At 24.6% G+C, this 13,382-nt stretch carries 11 protein-coding genes; 9 read left to right on the top strand and 2 right to left on the bottom strand.

Going from position 1 to position 13,382, the window contains the following annotated elements; all coding sequences use genetic code 11:
- Nucleotides 1-21 precede the first annotated feature (21 nt).
- The 8 genes from purE to guaA are packed head-to-tail and all read left to right on the top strand — an operon-like array spanning nucleotide 22 to nucleotide 8,726.
- A complete protein-coding gene (purE, locus tag H0H59_RS00770; protein WP_185862265.1) occupies nucleotides 22-513 on the top strand; it encodes a 5-(carboxyamino)imidazole ribonucleotide mutase in 492 nt (163 codons plus the stop codon).
- Nucleotides 510-1,241 carry a phosphoribosylaminoimidazolesuccinocarboxamide synthase gene (gene purC / locus H0H59_RS00775; protein WP_185862266.1) on the top strand — a complete coding sequence of 244 codons (732 nt, stop codon included), beginning with the start codon at nucleotides 510-512 and terminating at the stop codon, nucleotides 1,239-1,241. The genes purE and purC overlap by 4 nt, the downstream gene beginning before the upstream one ends.
- Nucleotides 1,242-1,258: 17 nt before the next feature.
- The gene (purF, locus tag H0H59_RS00780) at nucleotides 1,259-2,722 is read left to right on the top strand and encodes an amidophosphoribosyltransferase (protein WP_394798650.1); all 1,464 of its coding nucleotides are present in this window, start codon (nucleotides 1,259-1,261) and stop codon (nucleotides 2,720-2,722) included.
- A 25-nt stretch (nucleotides 2,723-2,747) separates the two neighbouring features.
- Entirely contained in the window at nucleotides 2,748-3,731 is a 984-nt protein-coding gene (gene purM, locus H0H59_RS00785; RefSeq protein ID WP_185862267.1) for a phosphoribosylformylglycinamidine cyclo-ligase, read from the top strand.
- A gap of 41 nt (nucleotides 3,732-3,772) precedes the next feature.
- Nucleotides 3,773-4,339, top strand: a complete 567-nt coding sequence (locus tag H0H59_RS00790) for a formyltransferase family protein (protein ID WP_185862268.1) — start codon at nucleotides 3,773-3,775, stop codon at nucleotides 4,337-4,339.
- 45 nt (nucleotides 4,340-4,384) lie between these two features.
- Entirely contained in the window at nucleotides 4,385-5,911 is a 1,527-nt protein-coding gene (gene purH / locus H0H59_RS00795) for a bifunctional phosphoribosylaminoimidazolecarboxamide formyltransferase/IMP cyclohydrolase (RefSeq protein ID WP_185862269.1), read from the top strand.
- Nucleotides 5,912-5,916: 5 nt separating this feature from the next.
- Nucleotides 5,917-7,167, top strand: a complete 1,251-nt coding sequence (gene purD, locus H0H59_RS00800) for a phosphoribosylamine--glycine ligase (RefSeq protein ID WP_185862270.1) — start codon at nucleotides 5,917-5,919, stop codon at nucleotides 7,165-7,167.
- Complete coding sequence (gene guaA / locus H0H59_RS00805; protein ID WP_185862271.1) at nucleotides 7,164-8,726, top strand: glutamine-hydrolyzing GMP synthase; 1,563 nt, start codon at nucleotides 7,164-7,166, stop codon at nucleotides 8,724-8,726. The genes purD and guaA overlap by 4 nt, the downstream gene beginning before the upstream one ends.
- Nucleotides 8,727-8,729: 3 nt before the next feature.
- Here guaA and accD read toward each other — a convergent pair whose 3' ends face one another.
- Both accD and fbaA read right to left on the bottom strand, forming a co-directional pair.
- A complete protein-coding gene (gene accD / locus H0H59_RS00810) occupies nucleotides 8,730-9,569 on the bottom strand; it encodes an acetyl-CoA carboxylase, carboxyltransferase subunit beta (protein ID WP_185862272.1) in 840 nt (279 codons plus the stop codon).
- Between the two features lie 4 nt (nucleotides 9,570-9,573).
- Nucleotides 9,574-10,641, bottom strand: coding sequence for a class II fructose-bisphosphate aldolase (gene fbaA / locus H0H59_RS00815; protein ID WP_185862273.1), 1,068 nt, complete (start codon nucleotides 10,639-10,641; stop codon nucleotides 9,574-9,576).
- Between the two features lie 157 nt (nucleotides 10,642-10,798).
- Here fbaA and H0H59_RS00820 point away from each other — a divergent pair, with 157 nt between their 5' ends.
- Nucleotides 10,799-13,381, top strand: coding sequence for a UvrD-helicase domain-containing protein (locus tag H0H59_RS00820; RefSeq protein ID WP_185862274.1), 2,583 nt, complete (start codon nucleotides 10,799-10,801; stop codon nucleotides 13,379-13,381).
- The last annotated feature ends 1 nt before the right edge of the window (nucleotide 13,382 follow it).

Consider the following 13,382-nt stretch of genomic DNA (forward strand, 5'->3'; position numbering starts at 1 on the left):
ATTAAAATTAATCATACATATATGAAAGTAGCTATATTTCTTGGAAGTGTTTCCGATAAATCAACTATGAAAATAGCAGCAGAAATACTAAAAAAATTTAATATAAATTATAAATCTTATGTTATTTCCGCACATAGAATCCCAGATGTTTTATCAAAAACTATAAAAAAAATAGAATCGGAAGGAGTGGATATTATTATTGCAGGAGCTGGGTTATCCGCTCATTTACCTGGAGTAATATCTTCAAAAACTATATTGCCCGTGATTGGAGTCCCAATTTATCATAGCAATAATCATTATGGATTATTAGGAGGAATAGATGCACTTTTTTCTATGGTACAAATGCCAAAAGATGTCCCTATTGCTACAGTAGGAATAAATAATTCCTATAATGCGGCTTTATTAGCTATTCATATTTTGTCTATAAAATATATAGATATAAGAAAATCATTGATAAAATTTAGAATGGAAATAAAAGAAAAATTGGAAACTGAAATAGAGCAATACTTATGAGAAGTCGTATAATTAAAAATAAACTTTTATTAGAAGGAAAAACAAAAAAAATATATACCACAAAGAATACATTTGAAGTGTTGATTCAGTATAAAGATAGTATAACTGCTTTCAATGGATTGAAAAAAAAATTTATTCAGGATAAAGGAATTTTAAATAATGAAATAACTACATTGATATTTAAATTTATCAATTATTGTGGAATAAAAACTCATTTTATACGAAAAATAAACAACAGAGAACAATTATGCCATAAAGTAGATATGATCCCATTAGAATTTGTTGTTCGCAATATTGTTGCTGGTAGTATGTCTAAACGATTAGGTATCAAGGAAGGAATTCAAATATTAAATCCTATTTTTGAAGTTTTTTATAAAAATGATAAATTGAAAGATCCATTAATTAATGATCATCATGCAGTATTTTTGGAAATAATTTCTTATGAAGAATTAAATACAATTTATTCCATATTATCAAATATGAATAATATTCTTAAAAAATATTTTTTAGATAAAAATATTATATTGGTAGATTTTAAAATAGAATTTGGTAAAAATCATAAAAATGAAATTTTACTTTCTGATGAAATAAGTCCTGATACTTGTCGTTTTTGGGATAAAAAAACAATGAAAAAATTGGATAAAGATCCATTTCGAATTGGATTAAAGAAAAAGGAAGAGATACTTGATATTTATATGGAAATATTAAAAAGGTTAAATGTAAGTTAAAGTTAATCCAATAAATAATGGAACAAGGATATTCTTTTTCCAAAAAAAAAATATCTAAATTATCCACTTTTTTTATGAAAAAAAACTATTTTGATAAATTTCATGATGAATGTGGTATTTTTGGGATTTATTCTCCTCATAAAGTAGACACCTTTTCTTTAATTCAATTTGGTTTATTTGCATTGCAACACAGAGGACAAGAAGCTTGTGGTTTTTCTGTTTTGCGAGATGGTTTTATTATATCTCATAAAAGCGAAGGGCTTGTTTTAGATTTTTTTAGAAAAATTTCTAATTCTGAATGTTATCATGGAAATGCCGTTATTGGGCATACACGTTATTCTACAGAAGGAGGACAAAGCAAAAAAAATATTCAACCATTTTTTGGAGAAAATTCCTATGGGAAAAGCACTATATCTATAGTACATAATGGAAATTTAGTAAATGCTACAGATATTCGTAAAAAATTGGAATCTGAGGGAATACATTTTATATCCGAATATTCGGATTCTGAAGTAATACTACGTTTAATACAAAAATATTTATTGAAATATAATAATAGCTTGAAACAAGCTATTAAAAAAACAACTTTATATATTAAAGGAGCTTATTCTGTTATAGTACTCATGGATAATAAAATGGCTGCATTTCGAGATCCAAACGGAATACGTCCTTTATGTTATGGTATGCTAAATGAAAAAACTTATATATTTAGTTCTGAAACTTGTGGAATAGATTCTGTAGGAGGATACTATGTAAGAGATTTATTTCCAGGAGAAGTTGTTATAGTGAATAAAAAATCCATTCGATTTTCTTTGATTACAAAAAAAAAATATACGAAAAAAAGAATATGTTCTTTTGAGTATATTTATTTTTCTCGTCCGGATTCCTTAATTGAAAATATAAATGTTTATGAAATTCGTGAAAAAAGTGGAGAAAAACTTTATGAACAACATCCAGTAGAAGCAGATGTAGTTATTGGAGTTCCTGATTCTGGAGTTCCAGCTGCTATTGGATATTCTAAAGCTTCTGGTATTCCTTTTAAACCAATTTTAGTAAAAAATAAATATATTGGTAGATCCTTTATTCTACCAAAACAGGAAATGCGTGAAAAAATGGTGAATTTAAAACTAAATCCTATATTATATGAAATAAAAGGAAAACGTATTGTTATTATTGATGATTCTATAGTTCGTGGAACTACTAGTCGTAGATTAGTTTATATTTTAAGAAAAGCAGGAGCAAAAGAAATTCATTTTAGAAGTGCCTCTCCACCCATTATAGCTCCATGTTATTTAGGAGTAGATACTCCAAGTAAAAAAGATCTTATTTCAAACAATCATATTGATAAAAAAAGTATAGCAAAAATTCTAAATGTAGATAGTTTAGAATTTTTAAGTATGGCTAATCTAATAGATATTCTTGGTAGTAGTAATTATTGTTTTGGTTGTTTTACGGAAAACTATCCCGTTCAAAAAAAATGATAGTATTTTATTAAAATTTAGAACCATGAAAAAAAGCAATTTCACTATATGCAAAATTAGTAAAATTTTAGAAAAAACTTATAACAATAAAGTTCTTAGTGATTTAGATAATTTTTCTGGATTTTATAATATCTATAAATGTGGATATAAAGAACCTATTTTAGTATCTGGAGTAGATGGTGTAGGAACCAAATTACGTTTAGCTATCAATTACAAAAAATATGATATAATTGGAGTTGATTGTTTTGCAATGTGCGCAAATGACGTATTATGTCATGGAGCTATTCCTTTATTTTTTTTAGATTATTTAGCTTGTGGAAAGATAGATTCTACTATTGTAGAAAAAATAATACAAGGAATAGCTATTTCTTGCAAAAAAACTCATACATGTCTCATTGGAGGAGAAACAGCTGAAATGTCTGGAATTTATCAAGAAAATGATTATGATATTGCTGGATTTTGTGTAGGTATTGTAGAAAAAAAAAATTTGATAGATGGAAAAAAATTTATTCAGGATGGGGATATTTTAATAGGACTTCCTTCATCAGGGGTACATAGCAACGGTTTTTCTTTAATACAAAATATTTTTTCAAAAGAAGATTTTATGAAAAGTTTCCAAAAAAAACCTTTTTATGAAACTCTCTTAATTCCTACTAGGATTTATCATTTTACTATTCATTTTTTATTAAAAAAATTTATGATACATGGATTAGCTCATATTACTGGAGGAGGAATATCAGATAATTTATCTAGAATTCTTCCAGAAAATTTATCAGCTATAGTAGAAAAAAAAAGAATTCCTATTCTACCTATTTTCAATTATATTCAAAAAAAAGGAAATTTATTAGATAAAGAGATGTGGAAGACTTTTAATATGGGAGTAGGAATGATTATTATAGTTTCTTTTCAAGAACAATATACTATTTTAGATAAACTTCGTTTTTTAGGAGAAACCCCTTTTATTTTTGGTAATATTGTAAAAGGAAATAAAAGAGTTTTTTTTAAATAAAAAGAGTATTTTTGAAATGAAAAAATGTACCTATATATCTCATGAAAAAAATAGCTATTTTAGTTTCTGGAAAAGGAACTAATATGCAGCATATTTTACAAGCGATAAAAAACGGAATTCTTTCTAATTTTATAGTAAATTTAGTTATTTCTGATAGATGGTGTAATGCAATTCAATATGCATTAAAAAAAAATATAACAGCCATTTATTTAAAAAAGAAAAATAATAAATTACTTTCTAAAGAAATAGACCAAATTTTCGTAAAAAATGTTCCTAACATGATAGTTCTTTCTGGATTTCTTTCTATACTTGATGCAAAATTTTGTAAAAAATGGTTTGGAAAAATAATAAATATTCATCCTTCTCTCTTACCTAAATATGGAGGAAAAGGAATGTATGGAATAAAAGTGCATCAAGCTGTTCTAAAAAATAAGGAAAAAATATCAGGAGCTACTGTTCACTATGTTACAAAAAATGTGGATGCTGGAGATATAATTTTAAAAAAAACATGTAAAATTCATTCAAAGGAAACTCCAAAATCTTTATCAAAAAAAGTATCTATTATAGAAAGAGAAATATTGATTCAGTCTATTAAAAAAAATTTTTAATAGATTGAATCAATCCACAATAATAATTAATTAGTAGTATATCTTATGAAAAGAGCTTTGATTAGTGTTTATGAAAAAAATAAAAAATTATTCAATTTTGTTTATTTTTTATATAAAAAAGGATATCAAATAGTTTCTACCGGGGGTACTTATAAATATTTAATAAAAAACGGTTTATCTAATGTAATAGAAGTATCTGAGTTAACTTTTTTTCCTGAAATTTTAGATGGAAAAGTAAAAACCATTCATCCTAATATTTATGGAGGAATTTTAGCAAATCGTTCTATTGAAAAAGATATCCAATCTATTCGGCATCATAATATTCATTGTATTGATATAGTGTTAGTTAATTTTTATCCATTTTTAAAAAAAATGCAAGAAAAATCTAATATAAATTCTTTGATTGAATTTATTGATATAGGAGGACCATCTATGCTTCGTGCAGCTGCTAAAAATTTTATGCATGTCACCGCTATTATAGATGATAATGATTATGAATTAATTCAAAATGAAATTGTTCATTATGGATTACCTTCATTAAGTTTAAGAAAAAAATTAGCAGGAAAGGTTTTTAATTTCACTTCTGTTTACGATTCTATTATTTCTCAATATCTTTTAATGGATGAAAAATTTCCTATTTATTTACATTCTTCTTACGAAAAGAAAATGAATCTTCGTTATGGAGAAAATCCTCATCAAAAAGCAGCTTATTATATTAATACGATTAATAAGGGATCTATGCGTAATTTTCATCAATTACATGGAAAAGATTTATCATTTAATAATTTACGCGATATGGATATAGCTTGGAAGGTAGTTTCGCAATTTACAGAACCTGCTTGTTGTACAGTAAAACATTCTACTCCTTGTGGAGTAGCATTAGGTAAAAATATTATTGAAGCATTTCAAAAAACTTATTATTCAGATCCTATTTCATTATTTGGAGGAATTATGGCTGTTAATGTTCCAATAACAAAAGAATTAGCGAAATATATCAATAAAATTTTTTTAGAAGTTATTATCTCTCCAAGTTACCAAATAGACGTATTAGAAATTTTAAAAATTAAAAAAAATATTAGAATTATTAGTATTAATGATCCAATTTCTAACCCACTAGAATATGTTCAAATAGATGGAGGAATGTTAGTACAAGAAGCAGATTATTTTTTTCCTCATGAAGGAAATTATAAAATAGTTACTAAAAAAAAATTTTCGGATAAAGAATTAAAATCTTTATTTTTTGCACAAAAAGTAGTAAAATATGTAAAATCTAATGCGATTGTTGTGGCTAAAGATACGCAAACTTTAGGTATTTCAGGAGGTCAAACCAATCGTATTTGGGCAGCTAATCAAGCAATAGAAAGAGCTTTGGGGAAAAAAAAAGAGGGATTAGTTCTTGTTTCTGATGCTTTTTTTCCTTTTCGTGATGTTGTAGATGAAGTAGCTCGTTCTGGAGTAATACGTGCTATTCTTCAACCAGGAGGATCTATACGAGATGAAGAATCTATAAAAGCTTGTGATTATCATGGAATAGCTATGGCTTTTACTGGAAAAAGACATTTTAAACATTAAAAATAATGAAAATTTTAATTCTTGGAGGAGGTGGACGTGAACATGCTATTGGAAAAAAATTATTAGAAGATTGTTCTTCTATGAATCTTTATTTTTACCCTGGAAATGGAGGAACAGGTATAATTGGAAAAAATATTGGAAATCATTACTCTACATTAGAATTGGTTTTTTTTGCTAAAAAAAATGCAATAGATCTAACTATTGTAGGATCCGAAATTTTTCTATTAGAAGGAATAGTTGATATTTTTAAAAATTTTGGATTAAAAATAATTGGACCACATTATTTAGCGGCTAAACTTGAAGGAGATCGCATTTTTTCTAAATCTTTTATGAAAAAATATGGAATTTCCACTCCTAAATTTGAAATTTTTTCTTGTTATAAAAAAGCTATCAATTTTTTTAAAAAAAAATTTTTTTCTGTAGCTATTAAAACTAATGGAATTGCTGGAGGAAAAGGAGTTATTTTAGCTCATAATAAAAATGAAGCTAAAAAAGCTTTAAAAACTATTATGATAGAAAAAAAGTTTGGTAAATCTGGTGATAAAATTATTATAGAAGAATTTATAGAAGGAAAAGAGGCATCTATTATATCTATTTTCAATGGAAAACACCTTATTCCTTTTTTATCTGCTCAAGATTATAAAAAAATAGAAGAAAATGAAAAAGGGATGAATACAGGAGGAATGGGGTGTGTTGCTCCCAATCCATATATGACCAATTCTATTTGGATGGATTTTAAAAAAAACATATTGGAGCCTACTTTAGAAGGATTGATTTCAGAAAAATTAACTTTTTTTGGATTTCTATATTTTGGATTAATGATTACTTCTAATAAAGTTTACTTATTAGAATACAATACTCGTATTGGAGATCCAGAAGCTCAAGCTTTACTTCCATTAATGAAATGTAATTTTTTAGACATCATTCAATCTTCTTTTTATAATAAAAAAAAATATATTTTTTGGAAAAAATTATGTTCTTGTTGTGTCGTTTTATCTTCTAAAGGATATCCAGAAAAATATGAAAGTGGAAAAATTATAATGGGATTAAATTCTTTACAAGAACCTTTTTATATTGCTGGAGCAAAAAAAGAAAAAAAAAATTGGATTACATCAAGTGGACGTGTTCTAAATATAGTAGGAGTAGGAAAAACTATTAAAGAGGCTAGAAAAAAAGCTTATGATCAGGTTCAAAAAATTCATTTTGAAAATTTGTATTTTAGAAAAGATATTGGTTTATATAATAATATGAAATGAAAAAAGACTTAATACTTATATTAGATTTTGGTTCTCAATATAGTCATATAATAGCAAGAAGAATTCGAGATTTTGGAGTATATGCTTTATTATGTTGTTATGATATTTCTATATCTCATATTTTATCAAAAAAGCCCAAAGGAATTATTTTATCAGGAGGACCTTCTTCTGTTTATGATAATAATTCTCCATTAATATCTAAAAATATTTTTCAATTAAATATTCCCATACTTGGAATTTGTTATGGAATGCAGCTAATTTCTTTTCTTTTTGGAGGAAAGATAGAAAAATCAAAATATAAAGAATACGGAAAGTCCTTCTTGATTATAAATCATTTAAATAATATCAATAAAAATTTATTGTTTTATGGAATTCCAAAAAAATCCATTGTTTGGATGAGTCATTTTGATGAAATAAAAAATATTTCAAAAGAATTTCAGATTATAGGACATACTTCATCTTGTCCTATTGCCGCTTTTAAACATAAAAATAAAGATATTTATGCTGTACAATTTCATCCAGAAGTAAAAAATACAGAATTTGGAATATCTATTTTTAAAAATTTCGTTTTTCATATTTGTAAATGTAATACCAATTGGAAACTTGATAATTTTGTACAAAATGCAATAGATAATATAAAAAAACGTGTATCAAAAAAAAAAGTTATCCTAGGTTTTTCTGGAGGAGTAGATTCTTTTGTTACCGCTTATATTATTCATAAAGCTATTGGAAATTCTTTGAATTGTATTTTTGTAGATACAGGATTTCTTTTAGAAAAAGAAAAAGAAAAAGTATCTTTTTTATGTAAAAAAATGAATTTTTCTATTCGAATTATAGATGCTAAAAATCATTTTTTATCTAAATTAGATGGCATTATTGATCCTGAAATAAAAAGAAAAATTATAGGTAAAGAATTTATTTCAATCTTTCAAAAAGAATCAGAAAAAATTAAAGATGTTGAATTTTTAGCACAAGGAACTATTTATTCAGATGTTATTGAATCTTCCATTTTTTCAAAAAAAAATAGATTAAGGGAATCTATAAAATCTCATCATAATGTAGGAGGATTACCTAAAAAATTAATGAAATTGAAACTCATTGAACCATTAAAAGAATTATTTAAAGATGAAGTTAGAGAGATAGGAAAAAAATTAGGACTTCCAAAAGAAATTTTATATCGTCATCCATTTCCTGGACCCGGATTAAGTATTCGCATTATTGGAGAAGTAAATGAAAAAAAAATTTTTATTTTAAAAAAAGCAGAAAGTATTCTTTTGCAAGAATTAAAAAATGATAATGTATACAATAATGTAAGTCAAGCTTTTATTATTTTATTACCTGTTAAATCTGTGGGAATTATGGGAGATAAACGAACCTATGAACATGTAGCTGTATTGCGTGTTACTAATACAGAAGATTTTATGACTGCTACTTTTTCACATTTATCTTATGATTTTTTAGAAAAAATTTCAAATAGAATAATTAATGAAGTTGATGGAATTAATAGAATAGTATACGATATAACCTCTAAACCTCCATCTACTATTGAATGGGAATAATTTTTAACTCATCATAGAAACTAAATTGTATATATTTTTTTTTAATTCTGTTCTAGAAGAAATTAAATCTATAAATCCATGATCCATAAGAAACTCTGCAGTTTGAAATCCTTCTGGAAGATCTCTACCAATTGTTTCTTTTATCACTCTAGGTCCAGCAAATCCAATCAAAGCTCCTGGTTCAGCTATATTTATATCTCCAAGTAAAGCGTAAGATGCTGTTACACCACCTGTTGTAGGATCTGTAAGAACAGAGATATAAGGAATTTTAGCATCACGTAATTGAGTTAATCTAGCTATTGTTTTAGACATTTGCATTAATGAAAAAGAAGATTCCATTATTCTCGCTCCTCCAGATTTAGATATTAATATATATGGATATTTTTTCTCTATACAACATTTTATTGCTCTAGATATTTTTTCTCCTACGACGGATCCCATTGATCCTCCTATAAAGGAAAAATCCATACAAGATATTACAACATTGATTCCTTTTATTTTTCCTATTCCTGTTCTAATAGCATCATATAAATTTGTTTTTTTTCTGGCCTCTTTAATTCTATCTGTATATTTTTTATAATCTTCCCATTTTATAGGATCTTTACTCATTATTTTCACATTTTTTTCTAAAAATTTTCCATTATCAAAAAGAATTTCAAAATATTCTTTACTATGAATTCTTACATGATATCCATCTTCTGGACTTACATAAGCATTTTTTTTTAATTCTTCTGTATCTATAATTTTTCCACTGGGTGTTCTGTACCATAATCCTTTTGGTAAATCTTTTCTATCGTCTATAGACGTGAGAATATTCTTTTTTTTTCTCAAAAACCAAGCCATGGTTTTATAAAGTATTAATATTATTCATTAATTCAAAATATTTTTTTAGAATAATTTTAAAAGATTTTTCTCCTTCTCTCAACCAGATTCTAGGATCATAATATTTTTTATTTGGAATATGTTTCCCTTTTGGATTTCCTATTTGTTTTTTTAAATATTCCTTGTTTTTTTTCATATAATCGCGTACACCACAAGTAAAAGCATATTGCAAATCTGTATCTACATTCATTTTAACAACTCCATAACTAATAGCCTTTTGTATTTCTTTTTTAGAAGACCCTGATCCTCCGTGAAAAACTAATGAAATTGGTTTTATTTTTGTATGAAATTTATTTTGTATATATTTTTGTGTTTTTTTCAATATTTCAGGTTTAAGCTCTACATTCCCAGGTTTATATACTCCGTGTACATTTCCAAAAGAAGCTGCTATAATGAAATTATTACTGATTTTTATTAATTTTTCATAGGCATAGGCTACATCTTCTGGTTGAGTGTAAAGTTTATTATTTTCTATATTAGAATGATCTATTCCATCTTCTTCTCCACCAGTTATTCCAAGTTCTATCTCTATGGTCATTTTTCTTTTATTCATTTTTTCAAAATATTTCTCACAAATACTAATATTTTCTTTTAGAGATTCCTGAGAAAGATCTAACATATGTGAGCTGAACAACGTTTTTCCAAAATGCTTATAATATTCTTCATTTGCATCTATTAATCCATCTATCCATGGAAGAAAAGGTTTAGAACAATGATCAGTATGAAGAATTACCGTAGCTTTATAAAATGAGGCTAATTCATGAATATGCATAGCACAAGCTATAGAACCTTTTATTGCTGCTTTTTGTTCGTAATTAACTAATCCTTTTCCAGCATTGAAAATAGCACCTCCATTAGATAATTGAATAATAACAGGAGAATTAACTTCTACAGCTGTTTCCATTATAGCATTCATTGTATTAGATCCAATAACGTTTACAGCGGGTATCGCAAATGCGTTTTCCTTAGCGTATTCGAATATTTCTTCAACAATATTACCAGTAGCGACCCCAAAAGGAAATTTTTTATACATAAAATTTTATTTTAAAGGATGAACAAATGTAAAAAAAAGTATTTTTTATTTGTATTATTTGCTTTAGTTTATAAAAATTAGCATATTTTCAATTGCATAACATAAAATATATGCAAAAATTTTTCGTATTAAATTAGATTTATAAATAAAATTTTTTATGCTCGTTCCAGCTACATTAAAAATATACAACGCTTCAGCCGGTTCAGGAAAGACTTTTTTTTTGGTAAAAAACTACCTTTATATTCTATTAAACAGTCCTTATTCTGATGAATTTAAAAAAATTTTAGCTTTAACTTTTTCTAAAAAAGCTTCTGAAGAAATGAAAAAACGTATACTACAATGTATTAAAGAATTTTCAAATAAAAAAATTAATAAAGAATATTATTCTTTATTTAATTATCTAGCAAAAGATTTAAAATTAACCAAACATCAGCTACATGAACGTTCTAAAAAAATATTATATGCAATTTTACACGATTTTTCTTCTTTTTCTAGAAATACAAGTACTATAGATAAATTAACTTATAATATTATAAAATCTTTTTTTCCAAATAAAAAAATATCCTTAGAAATGGATACCGATAATTTTTTATTGGAAGTAGTAGAAAATATACTGGATAGATTAAAAAAATCAGAAGAATGGTCAAATATTTTGGTTCAATTTTCTTTGGAAAAATTAAAAAAAGGAAAAAATTGGGATATTAGAAAAGAACTTTTTAAGATAGCTCATTTAATGGTATATGAAAAAAATTTTTTTTATATCAAAAAAATTAAGAATTTTTCATTAAAAGATTTCATACGATTAAAAAATACTTTGATAAAAAGAACTGAAAAATTTGAAAAAAAATGTGAAAAACAAGGAGAAAAATTTTTTAAATTTTTAAAAAAAACTTCTATTAAAAAACATTCATTTATTCATTCAGATTTACCAATTTTTTTTCAAAAGCTACAAATAGGTAATATATTTTTGAATCCTTTTAAAAATCGTCTTGAAAAAAATATACAAAAAGGAATATTTTATTCTAAATTTTCAACTTCAGTAAATCAAAAAATATTAATAGAAAAAAATAAAAAAAAAATTCTTTTTTTATATCAAAAAACGAAATTTATATACCAAAAAAACATATCATATTATCTTTTAGATAAACTTTTTTTGAAAAATATTAGCATACTATCAATCATACATGAAATAGAAAAAGAATTTTTTTTTATTAAAAATGAAAAAAAAATTCTTTTAAATGCAGAATTAAACCAAATTCTTTATGATAAAATTATTCAAGAAACATTTCCTAAAATATATGAAAAAATAGGGATACAATATAAACATTATTTTATAGATGAATTTCAAGATATTTCATTTTTACAATGGCAAAATATTAGAGGGTTAGTTGAAAATGCTTTATCAGAAAATGGTTCTGCTATGATAGTAGGAGATCCTAAACAATCTATATACAGATGGAGAGGAGGTGATTCTCAACAACTTATTCATTTAATTTATTCTTATTCTAGTTTTTATAAAAAAAAATTAAAAACTATAGAAACAAATTTTAGAAGTTTTGAAGAAATTGTAAATTTTAATAATTTACTTTATCAATCTATCTCTAAAATTTTTAATTCTACTATTTATAAAGATATATATACAAATTCAAAACAAAAAATATTTAAAAAATATGGAGGATATGTAGAAATAAATTTTATTAACAGTTTAGAAAAAAAAAACTACAAAGAATATATTTATATCAAAATAAAAAATAAAATAAAAAAATTATTAAAACAAAAATATGTATTATCAGATATTGCTATTTTAGTTAGAAATAATGAAGAAGGACATTTTTTATCTGAAAAACTTATTCAAGATGGTATTATTGTAAATACTTCTGTTTCTCTACTCATCAAAAATCATTTAGAAATACAAATCATCATAAATTTTTTTTACATTATTGCTAATCCCCATTCTTACAAAAGAAGAATTATTTTAATTTTATTATTATTGAAAAATAAATTCATTAGTACTAAAAAAAAAGATCATGATTTTATTATGGAAATTGTTTTTTTACCATTAAATTTTTTTTTAAAAAAAATTTTATACAAAAATTCATTCACATTAAATAAATTATATAATAAATCCATATATGATATATCAGAAGATATAATTAATTCTTTTAAATTATTAAATAGAGAAAATACTGCATCTATCTATTCTTTTTTAGACTTTGTTCATAGGTCTATCAATCATGTAGGAAATTCTATTGCAGATTTTTTAGATTACTGGGAATATAAAAAAGAAAAAGAAAGTATGATTATTTCGGATCATACAAATGCTATTCGTATTATGACGATTCATAAATCTAAAGGATTGCAATTTCCTGTAGTGCTTCTTCCTTTCACTGATTGGAATATTATTTCAAAAAATAAAGAAGGAGTATGGATGAATGTCAATCCTAATTTATATAACGGATTAAATGCTATTTATTTAGAAATAGCACCATATTTTAAAAATATTATACATGATAATCACATACGTAGTTTTTATGAAGATTATTTATCAAATATAATATTTGATAATATTAATTTATTATACGTAGCTACCACTCGTTCTATTGAACAATTGATTTTATTTTCAAAACTTGGAAATGAAAAATCTATATCATTTTACATTAAAAATTTTCTATATGAAAAAAAAATGTGGAATGAAAAAAAAAGTAAGTATTTCTTTGGAAAAGAAAAGAAAAATTCTTAAT

Origin of the sequence: Blattabacterium cuenoti (assembly GCF_014251715.1) — a bacterium.
Classification (GTDB): domain Bacteria; phylum Bacteroidota; class Bacteroidia; order Flavobacteriales; family Blattabacteriaceae; genus Blattabacterium; species Blattabacterium cuenoti_M.